The organism is Streptomyces sp. MBT65 (genome assembly GCF_016612545.1).
In the GTDB taxonomy this organism is placed as follows: domain Bacteria; phylum Actinomycetota; class Actinomycetes; order Streptomycetales; family Streptomycetaceae; genus Streptomyces.
Genome location: NZ_JAENRY010000163.1, coordinates 1 through 17,174, shown reverse-complemented (window position 1 = coordinate 17,174; position 17,174 = coordinate 1). Strand labels below are relative to the sequence as shown.

General features: G+C 68.9%; 13 protein-coding genes and 2 pseudogenes. 5 read left to right on the top strand and 10 right to left on the bottom strand.

Annotation, left to right across the window (positions count from 1 at the left end; translation table 11 throughout):
• Nucleotides 1-207: 207 nt before the first annotated feature.
• Nucleotides 208-1,239: a LacI family DNA-binding transcriptional regulator gene (locus tag JHN63_RS31500; RefSeq protein WP_200687028.1), complete on the bottom strand. Its 1,032-nt coding sequence runs from the start codon at nt 1,237-1,239 to the stop codon at nt 208-210.
• 311 nt (nt 1,240-1,550) lie between these two features.
• Here JHN63_RS31500 and JHN63_RS31495 point away from each other — a divergent pair, with 311 nt between their 5' ends.
• The gene (locus JHN63_RS31495; RefSeq protein ID WP_200687026.1) at nt 1,551-4,238 is read left to right on the top strand and encodes a cellulosome protein; all 2,688 of its coding nucleotides are present in this window, start codon (nt 1,551-1,553) and stop codon (nt 4,236-4,238) included.
• Between the two features lie 72 nt (nt 4,239-4,310).
• On the opposite strand, the gene JHN63_RS31490 is transcribed toward JHN63_RS31495, so the two are convergent.
• A complete protein-coding gene (locus JHN63_RS31490) occupies nt 4,311-5,174 on the bottom strand; it encodes an alpha/beta hydrolase (RefSeq protein ID WP_307782023.1) in 864 nt (287 codons plus the stop codon).
• Between the two features lie 22 nt (nt 5,175-5,196).
• Nucleotides 5,197-5,859, bottom strand: a complete 663-nt coding sequence (locus tag JHN63_RS31485) for a Tat pathway signal sequence domain protein (protein ID WP_200687024.1) — start codon at nt 5,857-5,859, stop codon at nt 5,197-5,199.
• A 305-nt stretch (nt 5,860-6,164) separates the two neighbouring features.
• Here JHN63_RS31485 and JHN63_RS31480 point away from each other — a divergent pair, with 305 nt between their 5' ends.
• Complete coding sequence (locus JHN63_RS31480) at nt 6,165-6,911, top strand: TetR/AcrR family transcriptional regulator (protein WP_200687022.1); 747 nt, start codon at nt 6,165-6,167, stop codon at nt 6,909-6,911.
• Nucleotides 6,912-7,468: 557 nt separating this feature from the next.
• Nucleotides 7,469-7,807: a hypothetical protein gene (locus JHN63_RS31475; RefSeq protein WP_200687020.1), complete on the top strand. Its 339-nt coding sequence runs from the start codon at nt 7,469-7,471 to the stop codon at nt 7,805-7,807.
• A gap of 26 nt (nt 7,808-7,833) precedes the next feature.
• Here JHN63_RS31475 and JHN63_RS53160 read toward each other — a convergent pair.
• Both JHN63_RS53160 and JHN63_RS31470 read right to left on the bottom strand, forming a co-directional pair.
• Nucleotides 7,834-7,950: pseudogene (locus JHN63_RS53160) on the bottom strand (IS5/IS1182 family transposase); the annotation flags it as partial.
• A gap of 89 nt (nt 7,951-8,039) precedes the next feature.
• A pseudogene (locus JHN63_RS31470) lies at nt 8,040-8,746 on the bottom strand (transposase family protein).
• A gap of 123 nt (nt 8,747-8,869) precedes the next feature.
• On the opposite strand from JHN63_RS31470, the gene JHN63_RS31465 reads away from it, so the two are divergent.
• Nucleotides 8,870-9,307, top strand: coding sequence for a VOC family protein (locus JHN63_RS31465; protein WP_307782022.1), 438 nt, complete (start codon nt 8,870-8,872; stop codon nt 9,305-9,307).
• 223 nt (nt 9,308-9,530) lie between these two features.
• Here the strand turns inward: JHN63_RS31465 and JHN63_RS31460 are convergent, their stop codons facing one another.
• Complete coding sequence (locus JHN63_RS31460; protein WP_200687018.1) at nt 9,531-10,358, bottom strand: M55 family metallopeptidase; 828 nt, start codon at nt 10,356-10,358, stop codon at nt 9,531-9,533.
• Nucleotides 10,359-10,897: 539 nt separating this feature from the next.
• Complete coding sequence (locus JHN63_RS31455; protein WP_200687016.1) at nt 10,898-11,548, bottom strand: hypothetical protein; 651 nt, start codon at nt 11,546-11,548, stop codon at nt 10,898-10,900.
• Between the two features lie 721 nt (nt 11,549-12,269).
• On the opposite strand from JHN63_RS31455, the gene JHN63_RS31450 reads away from it, so the two are divergent.
• Complete coding sequence (locus JHN63_RS31450) at nt 12,270-13,070, top strand: maleylpyruvate isomerase family mycothiol-dependent enzyme (protein ID WP_200687014.1); 801 nt, start codon at nt 12,270-12,272, stop codon at nt 13,068-13,070.
• A 580-nt stretch (nt 13,071-13,650) separates the two neighbouring features.
• Here the strand turns inward: JHN63_RS31450 and JHN63_RS31445 are convergent.
• From JHN63_RS31445 to JHN63_RS31435, 3 genes are all read right to left on the bottom strand, one after another.
• Nucleotides 13,651-14,889 (bottom strand): CdaR family transcriptional regulator, encoded by a 1,239-nt coding sequence (locus JHN63_RS31445; RefSeq protein WP_200687012.1) that lies wholly within the window; start codon nt 14,887-14,889, stop codon nt 13,651-13,653.
• Nucleotides 14,890-15,020: 131 nt separating this feature from the next.
• Nucleotides 15,021-16,022 carry an alpha/beta hydrolase family protein gene (locus JHN63_RS31440; protein ID WP_200687010.1) on the bottom strand — a complete coding sequence of 334 codons (1,002 nt, stop codon included), beginning with the start codon at nt 16,020-16,022 and terminating at the stop codon, nt 15,021-15,023.
• A gap of 42 nt (nt 16,023-16,064) precedes the next feature.
• Nucleotides 16,065-17,174: thioesterase domain-containing protein (locus tag JHN63_RS31435; RefSeq protein WP_234478000.1), on the bottom strand; the 1,110-nt coding region annotated here is incomplete at its 5' end.

The window sequence follows — 17,174 nt, the reverse complement described above, 5'->3', positions numbered from 1 at the left end:
CCCGCTGACTTCACCCTTCCCCGCACGGGTCCCGGCACCCGCTGACCCAGCCCCTCCCCGAAGCACCTCCTGAGCACGGATCACGGGCATGCCGGACAGCCACGGGGCGACGAGGGGGGACAGGGATGCCCGTGATCCGTGCTCAGGAGGTGCTTCGGGGAGGGGCTGGGTCAGCGGGTGCCGGGACCCGTGCGGGGAAGGGTGAAGTCAGCGGGACTCGGTGGACGGCGTGGGGGTGCCGGGACCCGTGCTGGCACGGAGCGAGATCGGCGGCGCGAGCAAGTGGTGCCGGGGTGACGCGTCGGGGTGGTCGATCCGCTCGACGAGGAGGTCGACGGCGTGCCGGCCCATCTCCTCCGCCGGTACGTCCGCCGCCGTGAGCTGCGGGGTCACCGTCTCGGCCCACCGGCAGGCCACGACTCCGGTGACGGAGAAGTCGCGGGGTACATGACGGCCGGCCTGGGCCAGTCCGCGGTACAGGCCGCCGAGCGCCGCCTCGTTGAGGGTGACCAGGGCCGTGGTGGCCGGGTCGTCGTGCAGGATCTGCTCCAGGCACGCCTGGCCGGATGCCGCATCGTCCCCGCAGGAGTACGTCCGTACGGTCAGCCCGCGCTCGGCGGCGGCCTTGGTGAAGCCGTCGAGCCCGCGGTGGGCGGACTCGTAGCCGGCCCGCAGGAGTTGCTCGGGGCGGTTGACGAAGGCGACCCTGCGGTGGCCGAGGTCCGCGAGGTGGTGCACGCATGCCGCCGCGAGCGCGGTGTGGTCGAGGCCGACCCACCAGGTGCCTTCGGGATGCGCGGTGCGGCCGATGGCGACGGAGGGGAAGCCGAGGGCGGCCAGGTGGTCGACTCGATCGTCCTCCAGTCTGATCTCCATCAGGATCGCGCCGTCGACCCGCCGCTCCCCCAGCAGCCGTTGGAACGAACGGTCGCTGTCGACGCCACTGGGAGACAGCAGTACGTCGTAGTCGTGGGCGGCGGCGGCCTCCACCACGCTGCCGATGAAGTCGAGTTGCATACCGGTGTAGTGGTTGCCGGCCGGCGGGAAGACCAGGCCGATCGTGTTGGTCCGGCCGTTGGCCAGGGCGCGCGCACTGGCGTTGGGCTGGTAACCCAGCTCGTCGATGACGCGCTGGATCTTCCGGCGGGTGTCCTCCGACACGGCACGCTTGCCACTCAGGGCATAGGACACGGTGCTCCGCGAGACACCGGCCCGCCGGGCGATCTCACCGATGTTCACGGGCACTCCTTGGGTGGATCTTGGAAGGATCCTGGATGGATCGAACCGGTTCGATATTGCGTAGCGGCGACAACCGGTCATCGAACCGGTTCGCGTGAAGTGAAGGTAGGAACAACCCCGGCGACTGTCAACACCTCTCGCCGCACTTCTCGTAACACCCCTGGAATTCAAGGGTGAGCTGACACGACTCCCCGCGTCAGAGGTATTGCCGCCGGATTTTCCCGGTGCTAGCTTCCCGGCCCAGCACTATCGAACCGGTTCGACAACACTCGTCCGGTGTCCGCACCCGCACGGAAACCACGGAGACCCCAGTGCGACGTAGACGAAAGAGAACGACGGGAGCCGGCGCCGCGGTGGCGGCGATCCTCGCCACCCTGCTCGCCGCCCCCTCCGCCGGCACCGCTCACGCCGCTGACACGGAACGCCTCTCCATCGACCTGGCCGCCGACACCGGCGCCTTCCACGGCGGCGCCGCCGGCTCCCTGTACGGGATCTACGGCGATGGCGCACCGAGCCGCAACCTCATCGAGGGCATGCACCTTCAGACCGTGTCCACCAAGGCGCAGGACGGCCCCCAGCACCCGGGCGCCGACGCGCTGGAGGTCCTGCCGCCGCTCGTCGACTCGGGCGGCAAGGACGTCTACATCTACATGACCGACATCTACCGCGGCTTCCCGTACCAGTGGCCCGGCACCACCGGCCCCGAACGGCTCGCGGACTTCAAGTCGAAGATCAAGAAGCAGGTCGACCAGGTCAGGACGATGGGCGACTACAAGGACCACGTCGTCTACGTCCCCTTCAACGAGCCCGAGGGGAACATGTTCGGCTCGGGCGCGTGGAGCTACAACAACGTGTCCTGGCTCAACGACCCGCAGTACTTCTTCGCGGCCTGGAGGGAGGTCTACCACCTCATCAAGGACGAGGACCCGGACGCCAGGATCGCGGGCCCGAACACCTCGATCCTCTACGACCAGGTCAAGGGCTTCCTGCGGTACGCCAAGGCCAACGACGTCGTCCCGGACGTGATGACCTGGCACGAACTGTCCTCGCCCGCCGCGGTCCGCACGAACGTGACCAAGTACCGGCAGTGGGAGAAGGACGCGGGGATCGGCCCGCTGCCGATCAACGTCAACGAGTACGGACACAACTACCACCTCTCCGTGCCCGGCCAGGTCGTCCAGTGGGTCTCCGCCATCGAGGAGTCCAAGATCGACGCGGACCTGGCCTACTGGAACATCGACGGCAACCTCAACGACTCGGCCGTCGACGCCGATCGGGGCAACGGCCAGTGGTGGCTGTTCAACGCCTACGGCCAGATGTCCGGGCACACCGTGCAGGTGACCGCCCCGCACCCCAACCAGCAGTACACCCTCCAGGGTGTGGCCACGCTCGACCCGAAGAAGAAGCAGTCGCGGGTGCTGTTCGGTGGCAAGAGCGGTGACGCGGACGTCGTCTTCCAGAACATCGACCCCAAGCTGTTCGGTACGACGGTGCACGCCACCGTGCAGGAGATCCCGTGGACCGGCCAGGTCGGCGACTCGGCCCAGCCGCTGCGGCTCGCGGACCAGGAGATCGCCGTCGGCGAGGACGGCTCGGTGACGCTCCCGATGACCGGCATGAACGAGATGTCCGCGTACCAGGTCATCCTTTCCCCCGGCGGCCACGGAGGGAAGTCGGCCCAGCCCTCGGTCGGTTGGCGGGGGACGTACGAGGCGGAGGACGCCACCTACACCGGCAGGGGCTACTCCAAGAACGGGCCCGAGGGCACGCCCTCGAACGTCGGTGGGTTCGCGACCTCCGGTACCTACAACGTGGGCGGTCTGCGCACCGGATCCGACGGGGTGCTCTCCTTCGACGTGGACGTCCCGAAGGACGGCACGTACGACCTCAGTGTCTTCGCCAACTCCTACAACCTGTACGGCCTGGTGCAGGAGCAGGGCCCCACCAACGTCTTCCTCCGTGTCGACGGCACGGACCCGCAGGAACTGCTCCTGCCGCTCGGCTACAAGTGGGTGGTCTGGGGACACACCGACACCACCGTGCAGTTGACCGCCGGCCGGCACCGGATCACCCTGGCGGCGCAGGACGCGGACCTGGGCGTCACCAAGGGCGACGCGATCATCGACAAGATCGACCTGGCGCTGCGCGACAAGAACGTGACCAGCCCCGCGATCTACGAGGCCGAGTACGCCACCCTCACCGGGACTCGACCGCAGTACACGTATCGGGGCGCGTCGGGACCAGGCGCCGTACCCCTGCCCAAGGGCGCGTCCGCGACCTTCTGGGTCTACTCCCCCACCGACGGTGAAGCGGCCCTCGCGCTCGACCAACTCGGCGGCGGCCGGGCGGAGTTGTCCCTCAACGGCGAGAAGCTGGGCGTTGCCGGGGCGGGCCGCGGGAAGAAGGGCTCGGCCGTGGTGCGGGCGTTCCTGTCCGGTGGCATCAACAAGGTCACCGTCACCGGCACCTCCCACGGCGTCGTGCTGGACCGGCTCCGAGTCGCTCCGGCCGGCGGCTCGTCGGCGACGAAGGTGTACCAGGCCGAGGACGGCACACCCAGCGGAGCCGCCAAGGTCACCGACGCGTACACGTTCGCCGACGGCGGCAAGGCGGTCACCGGCATCGGCGACGGCAAGGCCAACGCCCTCACTGTCGAAGTCTTCGCCAAGCGGGCCGGACGGCACGCGGTGACCGTCCGCTACTCCAACGCCGAGCAGGCACCGGCCACGCACTACAACCCGGACCCGATCACCCGTCATGCCGACCTCTCGGTCAACGGCGGACCGGCGAAGCGGGTGCTGTTCCCGACCACCTTCCACTTCAACGCCTTCCGGGAGCTGACCGTCCCGGTGACGCTGAAGAAGGGAAGCAACCAAATCACCTTCACGGCCGAGGAGTTGCCCGACTTCGACGGCGACACCTACAACCCGTACGACCAACGGTCCCCGTACGCACCGGTGATCGACCAGATCGCGGTCACCCCGCTGTCGGAGGGGTAACCGCCGGAGCCGTACGGGACGCGGCAGGCACGGGTGCTTTGAGGACCCGTGCCTGCCGCACTCCCTGCGGGGCTACATCGGGCAGGTGTTCATGAAGGCAACGGTGTTGGGGTCGTTGGGAGTTGGGCAGATGAACTGGTCGTAGCGGGTGTCGTTGTCGACGAAGCGTTTGAGCCAGACGATGCTGTACTCGGCGATCGTGGTGTTCGGGCTGGCGAAGGTGAAGTGGTCGGCGTTCCTGAGCTCGATGAACGCCTTGTCGTGGTCGTTCGTCAGGGCGTTGTAGGCGGGCAGGGTGAAGGTGGAGACCGGGGCCACGGTGTCCCCGTCGGCGCCGAAGATCATGGTGGGGACGGTGATCTGGTCGCCGACGTTGACGATGTCCCAGGGCGCCAACGCGATGGCCGCCTTGAGCGAGGGGGTGCTCGCCGCGCTCTCCAGCGTGCCGCCGCCGCCCATCGACCAGCCCATCACGGCTGTCCGGGTGGGGTCGATCTCGTTCTTCACCGCGCTCTTGGTCATCAAGTAGCTGAGCGCGGCGAGCTGTTGGTTGCTGCGGTCGGTCGGAAAGTCCCACAGTGCGTTGCTGTCCAGGGTCATCACCACGAAGCCCTGGGAGGCGAGCCGGGGTCCGTACCAGGCGATCTCCGCCTCCGGTGCGACAAAGCCCGGCATGATGACGACGGCGCCGAAGGTGCCCTGGCTGGTGTCGGTGGGGAAATAGATGGTGCCGTTGTTGAAGCCCGGGCCGCTGCCCGAGGGGACGACGACCGAGGCGACGGTGAACGGGCCGGTCTCGGCGGTGATGCTGGCCCGGGTCGGGGCCGGGCCGCGCTGGTAGGGGTTGCCGGCGGCGGCCTGGGCGGGGGCGACGAAGGCGATCGAGATGATGAACGCGAGGATCGCCAGGAGCACTTGGGGTCGGAGCGGTTTCACGGGAGCCCTCCCGGACGGACTGTCAGTTGGTGTAGATGGCGGGGGAGCCGCTGACACTGCTGTCGACCACGGGGGCGTAGGTCGCCGTGAAGTAGCCGTTGCCCGCGCACAGGATCGAGCCGGAGAACTTGGTGAAGGCCTGGTTGGTGAAGGTCAGGCTGTTGGTGTTGTTGGAGCTCACGGCGGCGAGGCTGGGCGCCCGGTAGACGCAGGTGATGGACCCCAGCAGGGTGGAGAGCACCACCGTGGTCTGGATCGTGCTGCCCGAGGCGGGGGTGACCGTGACGGCGCCGTCGGAGTTGGCGGCGGTGCTGTAGGGCAGGTTGTTGACGGTGATGCTCCGCACCCCGGTGACGCCGAGGACGTTGCTGGTGCAGCCGCTGAAGGTCTGGGCGGTCGCGGACTCGGTGGCGGTGCCCGGGGCGGCGGGGTTGTCGGTCACCGTGGCGGAGAGCGTCGAACCGGTGCAGGTGATGCCGGACGTGCCGCCGCTGCTGGTGGCGAGGGTGGCCGTGGTGCCGCTCGCCAGCGAGGCGGTGAGTACGTCGCCGACGGAGACGGCCGTGCCGGCGGCGCTGCCGTAGGTGAGCACGGCGCTGTCCGCCGAGGCGGTGGTGGCGGGGAGGAGCGCCAGGGCCGCGACGGCGGCAGTGGCGGCGAGGGCGGAGACGGTGTTTCTGCGCATGCGGGGTCCTCTGACATACAGGGGGTGTGGGTGGCGAGGACGGGTCGCTCCCCCGGCTCAGGGGTGAAGGCAGCGACCCGCGCAGGGCGGTTCCCGGACTGCGGGAACCACCGGACCGGTGCGCGTCCCCGACCTGACGTCGAGGGCACGAGGGCACTTGTTGGCGGCCTTGCGGGTGCGTGACACTGACGGCTCCGGCGGCGTCCCGCCGCAGGTCCGCGCAAGAAGAAAACCTGTGAGAGTTGTAAACCTGACGGGTATTCAAGTCAATACAGTGCGGGCAAGTTCCCGAGGAAGGACGTGGTATGGCAACAGTCCCGTCGGTGCCGCCCGCACTCGTGCTGCCCGGTACCCGCATGGCACGCGACCCTGAGCGCTCGCTGCGACGAGGTCCGCGCCGTACCTCGCCGGAGGTGGTCGCCGCCAACCAGCGCGACCGGCTGCTCGACGGCTTCGTCCGCACCGTCGCCCAGGTCGGCTACGCCCACACCCGGGTCAGCGACATCTGCCAGGCCGCGGGCGTCACCAGGCCCGTCTTCTACGACCTCTTCAAGGGCAAGGAGGACGCCTTCCTCGCCGCCCACCGGTACGGCACGACCATGGTCATCGGCGCCATGGAAGAGGCCCACGCCAAAGCCCCGGACTGGCCGGGCGCGGTACATGCCGGGCTCGGCGCGCTGCTCGACATACTCGCCGACGCACCCGCGTTCGCGGTCATGGCCATCGTGGAGATCGACGCGGTGGGCCCCGCCGGATGGGAGGCGCGCGAGGCGCTGCTGACCCGCTTCCGGGACTTCTTCACCGACCTGCCGGAGACGGAACTGCCCGTCCCCACCGAGGAGTTGATCGACACGGTGGTCGGAGGGGTGTACTCCGCGATCTACCGGCGGATCGCCGCGGACCGGACCGCGGAGTTGCCGGGCCTGCTGCCCGGTCTGACCTTCTCCGTGCTGGCTCCGTTCCTCGGCCCGGAACGCGCCGCCGTCGGCCTCGCCGCTCTGGCATCTGCGGCCAACCCACTCCCCGGCTCCTGCCGGGCCCCGGACGCCTGATCCGAGGGTCCCGTGCGCCGGCGGTGACTGGTGCTAGAGGGAAACAACTGGCCGTGCACACCCACGCTCGCGCGCGGCCGGCGGCAGCACGACCCATCGTTCGGCGGGTAGCCGTGTCAGGTGCGCTGGCTCGAACGGCTTCCGGCGCCGGGTAGTCCCCACTGTGAACTGGAGATCCTCGAACCGGGCGCCGCGGTCTCCGGGGGGTACCACAGCGCCTCGGCCGTCCGCTCGGCATCCATCAGCAGGGACAGTGCCGCACCCTCGGCACCCAGGGCCCGTACACACCTGCGCCGGGTCGTGGCCCTCGCCGACCGCCGGATCTCGGACATGCCGTCACTGATCGCCCGTCTCCGTCCAGCGCGGATCGGGATACTCCAGGGCGAGGCGCTGCCTGACTTGCACCGCACATCACGTGGCCTGCTCTGGCGTCGCACGCTCTACTCCGGCAAGCACGGCATGAACGTCCGACTCCTCAACGACCCGTTCGGGAAGCTCATCTGGCCTTCGCAGCCCCTGACGGACGCGGAAGCCTCACCGCTTCCTATACTCCTGGCGTGTTTGATACGTCGACCTTCTTCCATATCTCGTCCGTGCTCAATCGGCGGTCGATCACGCAGCATGGCCTGGATTGGACCCGGATGGGCGCCGCACAGGGAATCGCCGGCAGCAGCCGCCCTGAAGTGGAGGGAATCTTCGTCTGTCGGGATGAGGAGACAGAGTTCTTCTTTCAGATCAACAACACTGGTGGGCCGGTTGATCTCTGGTCCGTGGACGGCGTCGATGAGGGGTTGCTCCTCGACAACGGAAACGGATTCGTCTACCTGCCCGACCGCATACCAGCCACGCGAGTCCGCCTCGTGCGATCAAACGTTCCTCCGCAGCCTGGTTTTTGACCTCGCGCGGCGGGGACGGCCGGGGGCAGGCCTATGCGAATTGCGGCTTCGAGTTCGGCGAAGGTGTGGTTGCAGCGCAGGTGGGCCAGGGCCGTCAGCGCCTGGCGGCGGAAGGTCAACCACTGCCGGGTGCCGATCTGTCGTCACCAAGCGGCCGACTCCCGCCGCGGAAGCCATAGCGCGGAAGTGGACGGATGCAGCCCGGACGGGGGGCATTGAGCCGTCTCCATCCTCAGTCTGAGCCGGCCAGGTGGTGAGCGAGCACAGCTTGGACGAGGTTTGCGATCCGCGTCGTCGAGCGGTGGAGCATGCGGAGGAGTCGCCAGGACTTGAGGGTGGCGATGGCTTGTTCGACCAACGCCCGGACCTTCGTACGGGACCGGTTGACGGCCTGCTGACCGGCGGAGAGGCCGTCCCATCGGCCGCGGTCAAGGAGACGGACCGTGCCGCCCGCATCCTTACAGCCCTTGTCCGCCCAGCAGTTGATGCCGGCATCGGCGAGAGCGTCGATGATGCCGTGCTCACGGGAGGCCCGGACCTCATGGACGGCGTCCGCCAAGGTCGGTGAAACCCATAGGAGACGCCCCTTCGGTTCGGCCATGACCTGCACATTCATGCCGTGCTTCTTATGTCTGCCCGGGCAGAAGGGACGGGTCGGCGGCGATCTCCCCCACCCTTCGGCCGGGGAGCGAAAGCGGCCAAGAGCTCGACGGTCTCGGTGACATACCGGTGGACAGTGGTGGTGCCGATCGCGAACCCGGCCGCGAGCTGGGCATAGGGCTGACCGTCGCGGAGTTGAGCGTGAGCGCGTAGGGCCTGGCGGCCCGCACTCAGGCGCCGCCATCGAGTGCCGAGGGCGCACCGACAGTGCCTCAGACGGGCGGCGAGTAAGCGGAGGGCAGACCTGGACACGTCGACGCCGGACAGGTGACCAAGCATGCGAAGCCCCTGGTGGGGACGGTTCTCTTGGTCGAGGACCCGTCTACCGGGGCTTCATCCGTCTGTCAGGCCAACTTCCCGGCCGACGCAGGAGGTTGGGAAGGGCGCACTGATTCCCGTAGCGTGAGTGTTGTGGACATGGTGCGGCAGGTGATCGTGTTCGACGCGGCCGACCTTCATGCGGAGAGCACGTTCTGGGCCGGCGTTCTGGGCGGGCACGTCTTCGAGGACGACGACTGGCACAGCGTCATCGATGCTGCTGGGCAGTGGCGGATCGGCGTGCAACTGGCACCGGACCACGTTCCGCCCGACTGGCCTCATGGAAACCCCCAGCAAGTACATCTCGATCTCCACGTCGACGACCCGCGAGCGGCGCACGAAGAGGCACTCGCCCTGGGCGCCCGACTGCTCCAGCCCGCTCCTGATCTCGATGCTCCCGAGGGTCACCGGGTGTACGCGGATCCGGCCGGGCATCCGTTTTGTATCGGCTGGGGACACCCGTCCCGGGAGACGCTCAAGGCGTTCGTCGCCGACCGCTTGGGGCGGAGAGAGCCGGACTAGGGCCTGCGCGAGGACGACTTCCGTACGCCCGCCGGCTTCGCCCGATCCCCGGGCTTCGGGGACCCGAACACCAGCCGGAGGGACCGGGACGCATACGTGGTGGCTCCCGGTCGACGGCATGATCCTCCCGTTCCGGTCCGGTGTCCGCTTGGGCCCCACGAGCGGGGCCGGCTCATCGAGGGCGGGCTTCGCGTCTGTGGCTTCGGCGCGGTGTACCGCGGGGCTAACCGGGCTTGATGCCCGCGAGCTGCACGAGCAGCAGAACCAGGCGGTAGGCGTCGGCAAAGTCGACGGCGGTGAACGCGACCGTCCGCCCGTCCCGAGCACGTGAGACACCTGGCACGAGTGTTGCCAGGTCAACCATGTACGGGCCGTAGAGGTCGACCTCAACCTCGAGCGGTCCGGCAAGAACGAGCGGCAAGACCCGTGTCCGCCCGGTCACCGCTTCGATGGCTGCCTGGTGCAGGCGCTCCCGGGCCTCCGCGGGGTGCAGGGCCACGGCGGCGGCCTGGCCAAGGGCCTGTTTGACCGCGACAGTGACAGCCGAGGGCACCAGATCACCTAGTTCGGCACAGGCTGCGTCATCACCGCTGAGCAGCACGACCGGCACACCCAGATGCCCGGCCATAGCTGCGTTGAGACCGATCTCGCCCAAGGAACGCCCGCCCACGCGTACGTCCAGGATGGCGTCGCTCATCGTGTGTGCCAGTACGGCTGGACCAGCACCGGCGCGGGCGTGGTAGCCGACGAACATCACCGCGTCCGTGTGCTCGTCGAGCCCCCCGAGCATGCCGAGGGGGCGGGGTTTGCCGCGAACCAGACGGGCCCGTCGGTCAAGTTCCTCCGGCAGCACATTCCGAAAAGGTCCGTGCGCGTCGGCGACCCACACCTCAGCCGCGGGTTCGGCCTCAAGGACACCCGCGACCACAGCGTTGGCCTCGGCCGTCATCAACGCGCGGCCTCGCTCATAGTCGTAGCGATCCGGATTTGTCTCGGCAGGATGCACGATCCCCGAGATGCCTTCCATGTCAACGGAGATCAGCACCTTCATAACGCCGGGAGCCTATGCGCAGTGAGCACTGGCCGACAGGGCAGAACAGGACTCGCGACCTGGTCGGCCAGACCGTCCGAACCGACGCCGATGCGCCGTCCAGGAGCGGGGCGCCATGACGTACCCCGGTCAGCCCCCTCCGGTCCCGCAGCCACGGGACGTCCCAGATCACCGGTTCGGGCACGGCTTCTGACTGTCGCCGGCCAACTCCCCCATCCCCGCCTGCCCTTGGGTGTCTTCCGGGTCTGGGGGACGTCGTCCGGGGCGGATGCCGATGCGGAGGGCAGCAGTTCGGCTCCCTCCTGCCGTCACGGCGGCGCCGAGTGCGGGTCGCCCCGAGCGACTCCGGTTCCAACTCGGTCTCAGGGAAGGCGCGTTGACTGAGGTCGTGCATCGCCCGGGGCTGGCGTTCGGCCGCCTCGGCAATGCCCGGTTCCGCCAGGCGGGGGATGACTTGCTGCGGGTAGCAACAGCGCGATGGTCGCCGTCACTGGCCAACTCCCGTGTCTTCACCGGGCTCTTGGGCGTATGACGAACACTCAGACTTCGTCTCTGATCGCGAGCGTCACTGGATCCAGACCCAGCTTGCTCCGGCATGAGTCGACGGCCCGGGTGACCCAGGCAGTCACAGCATCGCGATCTGGCGCGATGGCGTGCAGTTCACGTGCCTTCTCCTGAGATTCGACCATCCACGGGGCCAGCGGGTCCTCTCGAAGGACTCGTTCGAGGTGTTCGCGGGCCGTGGTCGGGTCTCCGACCAGAGCGGCTGCGATCCCGGCGTCGAATCTGTCCCAGAGGAATCCCCGTCGCGCCGGCCTGGAAGTCAGGTACCGGGCTACGTTCGGCAGATCCGAGAACTTCTCCCTCAGCGCGGTCACGTTCGCAGCCGCCTGCCGACTGAATTCGAGTGCCAGCGGTGTGAACTGGTCCTCGGTGCGAAACGGCTCGGGGCCGGTCCGGACTGCGTCCACGTGGAAGGCCAGGTGGTCCACGTCGTGCCACAGCCACATCGCACCGACGTACAGACCACTGCCGGCGGTCTTTGGCGGAGTGAATTCCACAACCCCGAGCCACCACTCGTGGTCATCGATCCATAGCCGCGACCGCCCGCGCTGGGCCAGGCCGAGCGGCTTCAGATACTCCCGCGCTGCCGAAGTGACGATCCGGAGGACCGGACTGCGATCTGCCATGACGGGCATTGTCGACCGTTCCACCGAAATCTCCATCGGTCGTGGTGGTGGCACATCACCAGGCACAGCAGCCTTCAACAACACCGAGCGCCACCGCTCCACAAGAATTGGACCAGAGCCGCTCAACGGGTGTCGTTTGTCGGTGCGTTCGACTGTCACCCGAGGGCCGCGAGCTGTGAATGTCGGCTGGTTGCGATGTCACTCGGGCGGACACGTCCGTAGCGCCGACCGCACAGACCTGACAACGCTCCAGCGAGACCATCACCGGCGCCACCCTGATGGGAGTTGGCCTCTACGACCTGAGCGCAGAGTGGGGATGGCGGCGGTGCGCTCATCGCGCTCTCGACTTCAACTGCACCTGGCCGGATTGGTGTAAGTGGCTGTTGTCGTTCCGAACTTGAGGAGTGCTGGTCGAACGGGAGTCACCTGAACTCCCGACCCGACCAGCCCTCCCCTGCCGTCGTGACCTCCGCGTCCATCACATCGAGCGGCAGCATGATCGCGCGCACCGGGTGGACGTCACGTCGCCGAGGTGCCCGGCCGCACGGCGAGGCCAGAGCACCCACAGGCACGACGGCCGGCGTACCGCCACCACCAGCGTCCTCGCAGCAGTGCGCAGTGTCACCCGACCGCTGGGAGGCGAGGACGTCCGCAATGGCCGACCAGCGGCGACAGTGGAAATCGCTGTCCGATCACCGCGGCGCGGTGATAGACATCCGGCGTGGAAAAGAATCTTGAGTTCCCTGACCTGTTGCGACTTATCGATGACCGGTCGACCGCCTTCCGCGCCGTGGTCGCCGCCGCGCCCGGTCTCGACGCGCAGGTGCCGACCTGCCCCGGGTGGACGCTGTTCGATCTGGTGAAGCACCTGGGTGGGGGAGACCGTTTCTGGGCCGCCATAGTCGGCGCGGGGTCCGCCGACGCTCCCCCGGCCGAGGCCGTCGCCGCGCGCGCCGCGCTGGAAGTGCCGCAGGAGCGTGAGGCCCTGCTGGCCTGGCTGGACGCATCGACGCAGCTTCTGCTGGGCGCCCTGCGCGCGGCGGGACCGGAAAGCGGTTGCTGGACGTGGTGGCCCGCGTCGCAGTCACCGCAGACCGCCGGCGGCACGGCCCGGCACCGGGTCCAGGAGACCGCGGTGCACACCTACGACGCCCAGCTCGCCGGGGGCTCCCCGCAGCCGCTGCCGGTCGAGTTGGCACTCGACGGTGTGGAGGAGTTCCTGTTCACCGTCTGCGCAACACCGAGTGCCTGGCCGCACAAGCCCACGGCCTTCGACTTCCACTCCGCCGAGGGCCGCTCCTGGCGCCTCACCGTCGACGGCGACGGCGCACGCGTCACCCGCATCCCCGCGCCCACCGCCGCGACCGGCGAGGACTCGGACGCTGCCGGCGCCTCCGTCCACGGCACGGCCAGTGAGCTGGTCCTCTACCTGTACGACCGGATCCAGGCCGACTCCTTGCACGTTGACGGAGACGCAGGGCTGCTCGACCTGCTCCGCGCCTGGGAGCCGGAGGAGAAGTAGGACGTGGCAGGGGCGGTTGGCCGCGCCTTGAACCGGCAGGACACGACTCTTCGCCAGGTTCGTCAGTCGCGGCACCGGGCTCAAACCCGCGAGGCCGCCTCGGGGCGTCACCAAGCCGACCGTCTACCTGAATGGCAGTGCGAATTTGTCCGCCCCAGCGATCACGAGAAGCGACGCGGCTGCCGTCGTCCCGATCTCGTCGAGAAGTCAGTCGATCGGGTCGCTGTGGCGGCTGCCGTGCGTGAGAGCAGGGTCTGGTAGCTCGAAGGGTGCCGAAGCCAACGGGCAATCCAGGAGGCCCCTGTTGTCGCATTTCTACGACAACACAGCTGACCAAATCTCGCAGGCTGTTCAGCGACACGCCAGGATTCAAATGCAGGTCAGCACGCCATTCCAGGTCGGGAAAGCCCGGCGACCTCACCCGCCGAATACCGTTGGCCCATACCGCAAAAGAGTGTCTGGAACCGGCTGAATACTTGCCTCGATCACGCCCTGAACAGCGGAAACGGGCCGCCGGATGAACCGACGGGCCGTCATGAGGGATAGCTGCCAGAAATGTAAAAAAGGCGAATGGAGTTAGTCAGTGGCGTGACAAAGTCGAGCCAGGTTTCTGTTCGTCCGTGAGCAAGGGACGAGCCGATTCCGATGCGGAAACGGCATTCACGCGCAGGGCCAGTTCCAGTTCGAAACGGGTCTCCGAATCCTGGAGGGTGTCGCCGAACAGTTTCTCCAACTGACGCATGCGATAACGCACTGTCTGCGGATGGATGTGCAGGCGCAGGGCGGTGCTGTTGACGCTGCTCTCGCATTGCAGCCACGTCAGCAGTGTTTCCGCCAGCCGGTCGCGCTGTGGCGCCGGGATTCCGGCCAGCGGCGCCAGGGATCGATGCGACAGCGCCCGCACCAGAGGTTCGTCCGCGTAGAGGATCAGCGTCGTGAGGTGGTCGGCGCACCGGAGCACGCCCTCGCCGGGCAGGACACCGCGCCGCATGAGCGAGAGGGCTCGGGCGGCCAGGCGTAAGGAGTCCGCGGTCTGCGAGAGCGGGACCGTCGGCCCGACGGCGGCGGGTCGGCCCCGCAGTGCCGAGGAGAGAGCGTGGCCGCGCGAGGTGCCGGGCACGTCCGGGTCCGGGATGACCAGGCGCGCCGGGCGGGCGGTCATGTCGGCCAACACCGCGGTGGGCAGCAGCAGTTCGTCACCCTGCTGCTGTTCGGCGCCGCCCACCGCGATGACGGCGACCCGCTGCGGCAGGGGCCAGCTCGCCGTGCGGGCGAGTTCCGCGACGGTCTCCGCGGAGGCGGGCGGATCGGCGAACAGCAGGTCCAGCAGGCGCATCCGGCGCCGCTGCAACTCGCCCGTGCTGCGCAGTTGGGCCTCGGTGTGACCTTCGGTAGCCGCCTGCATGATCTCGTGCATGTGGGTGAAGCCGGCGTCCGCGAGTGCCGCCACCTCGCTCGAATCCAGCTCGAGCTCCTCGGCGGCCTTCATCATGCGCCGCCAGGCGGCCCGTCCGCCGAGCCGGAGCGCGGCCTGGAGCACTTCGAGGCCACGCCCTTCGCCGGCTTCGCCACGTCCGATCGCCTGGTAGGTGTGGACGACGTGTTTCCCGTCCCGGCCGGTGTCGGCGATGCGGTCCACGAAGAGCGTCAGGGCCTGTCCGACTCCGGCTCTGATCGTCCGCACGTAGGCGTCGTCGGCCGGCCTCGTGTACTCGGGTACCTCAAGCTGTACCTCGCGCGCGACCTCCGCGGCCATGTCGTCGAGGTGAGGGCGCAGAAAGTCTGCCAGTCGCTGAGGGACGACGGCGAATGGATCCATGTGACGTGCTCCTACCGCTCGGTCAAGGCGGTCCGAACGATGACGATATCCCCAGCCGAACTCCGTTGGCCTGTACGCGAGTTACAAGGCCGAGTTTCGATTTTGTCCGAGCGCGACAATCCCGGTGCGGGTCAGGCCGGCAGACCGAGCGCACCGGCGAGAACCGGCCACGAGGTGGCGAACTCCCGCTTCCAGTCGCTCCATTGGTGTCCGCCGCCCTGATACAGGTGCTGGGTGGCCGGGACACCCAGCTGTCCGAGTGTGGTGACGAAGCTCTGGGTGGAGGGTGCCACCAGACTTTCCAGGACTCCGGGCAGCAGAGAGGCGATGCCACCACTGATGAGTTGCGCGAGCGCGAGGATGGTGCCGAGTCCTCCGTTGAGGCTGCCACTGCCGACGGAGACGTAGAGCGCGGTGCCGCGCAGGGCGCTCGCGTGCGTCAGGGGGTTGAAGTCCTGCCAGGTGGCCGAGTTGAGCGTCGGGTCGCCCCACAGCGACAGGGGGTTGAGGTTCTCCCGTCCCACGATCGCCTCGATGATCGTCGGCATCGTCGTCGTGGTGGTGTCGGGGATGCCGCTGTACGACGCGGCGGCCACGAACGTGCCCGGGTGGCGGGCCGCGTGTGCCATGGCACCGTATCCGCCGGTCGAGACCCCGGCGACGGCCTGCACGGTGGAGGCCCGGTAACCGGCGCGCAGGACCGCGGGCACTTCCTGGAGCTGGAAAGTCTCGTAGTCGAGGCCGGTCTGCCAGCGGGTGGGGATGCCGGTGGGCCCTCCGTTCGGCATGGCGACGATCAGGTCCCGGTTCGCGGTGAACGTCTCGATGTCGGTCTCGCGGGTCCACGAGTTGTAGTCGTCGTGCGCGCCGTGCAGCAGGTAGAGCACCGGCCAAGTGCGGCCGGGCTGGGCGGTGTACGCGGTCGGCAGGATGATCCGTACCGGCGCGGTGCGGCCCAGCGCGGCGGAGGGGACACCCAAGTCATAGGTGCGGGGCCCCAGTTGGGTGACAGTGACATCGGCGGCCGAGGCTCTCCACGCCCCGGCGAGCACACCCGCGACACCGAGCGCGGCGGCCTTGGTGACGGTACGACGGGACAGACCTGGGCGGGGAACGGGCGGACGGTCGGACATGGCGGGCGGCTCCTTGTGAAGTGGCTTCGGGGAGCGGGGTGTTCAGCCGAGCACCTGGTTGAGGTGGTCGGCGATGGCCTGGGCGTGCGGCGGGTCCAGGAGCGACAGGTGGTGTCCGGGGATGCGGACGATCTCCAGGTGCGGGCACAGCTCGTCCCAGCCGAGGGCGTCGTCCGTGCGCTCGTACGCCGGGTCGCGCACCGTGTGCGGAGCCGGCTCGGTGGCGCGGTAGAGGATCACCCGGCCGTCGTAGGAACGGGGAGTGTGCGCCTCGCCGGTCCGCAGGTCCAGGTAGGAGGCGCGCTGGTGGCGGAGCGCGGCGGGCGGGATGTCGGCGACCGAACTCAGCGTCTCCAGCACCAGGTCGATCCGACCTCGGTCGTCGAGGCGGGCCAATTCCGTGTAGGGCAGGTCGAGTTGTACGTCGTAAGTGCGGGACGCGTACGCGGCGAATCCCTCGAAGTGCTCCCGCGTCACGTCCCATGACGTCCGTCCGAGCGGTCGGGGCAGCGGACGTACGGCGTCGATGAGCACCACCGCCTCGGGGGGTGCGAACTCTGCGGCGAGCAGCCGGGCGGCCTCCTGCGCCACGAACCCGCCGAACGACCATCCGCCGATCCAGTAGCCGCCGTCGGGCCACGCCTTGCGGATCGCCTCCGCGCACAGCCTCGCCTTCGCGGCGACGGTGTCCGCCTCCTCGACCCGGTCCAGCCCGTACACCGGCAGCTCCGGGGACAGCAGCGCGGCGAGCGGCCGGTAGACGTCCGGGGTGCCACCGGCCGCGTGGGCCAGGATCAGTGGCGGGTGGTCGCCTGCCGGGCGCAGCGCGCGCAGGGGGTACGGCACGCGTCGGCCGGCCCGGACGGAGACGAGCGCGGCGGGCGGGGGCCGGTGTGCCGGCCGGTCGTGGTGCGCGGCGCGGGTGACGGCGTCGGCCACGGCCTGGACGGTGTCGGCCCGCATCAGGTCGTGGGTCGAGGGCGCGGCGCCGAACTCGCGCTCCACGGCGGCACGCAGGCGGACGGCCATGAGCGAGTCGAGGCCCAGGTCGGTGAGCGGGGTGTCGGGGGTGATCCGCTCCGGCAAGTGGCCCGCGACGGCGGCGATGTGGCGGACGAGCCGCTCGGTGACCTGGGCCTCGACTCGCTCATG

Excerpts from the sequence above, each read along its gene's own strand:
- JHN63_RS31440 (WP_200687010.1), bottom strand. The coding sequence starts at position 16,022 with ATGTCCGACCGTCCGCCCGTTCCCCGCCCAGGTCTGTCCCGTCGTACC.
- JHN63_RS31445 (WP_200687012.1), bottom strand. The coding sequence starts at position 14,889 with ATGGATCCATTCGCCGTCGTCCCTCAGCGACTGGCAGACTTTCTGCGC.
- JHN63_RS31480 (WP_200687022.1), top strand. The coding sequence starts at position 6,165 with ATGGCAACAGTCCCGTCGGTGCCGCCCGCACTCGTGCTGCCCGGTACC.
- JHN63_RS31485 (WP_200687024.1), bottom strand. The coding sequence starts at position 5,859 with ATGCGCAGAAACACCGTCTCCGCCCTCGCCGCCACTGCCGCCGTCGCG.
- JHN63_RS31455 (WP_200687016.1), bottom strand. The coding sequence starts at position 11,548 with ATGGCAGATCGCAGTCCGGTCCTCCGGATCGTCACTTCGGCAGCGCGG.
- JHN63_RS31460 (WP_200687018.1), bottom strand. The coding sequence starts at position 10,358 with ATGAAGGTGCTGATCTCCGTTGACATGGAAGGCATCTCGGGGATCGTG.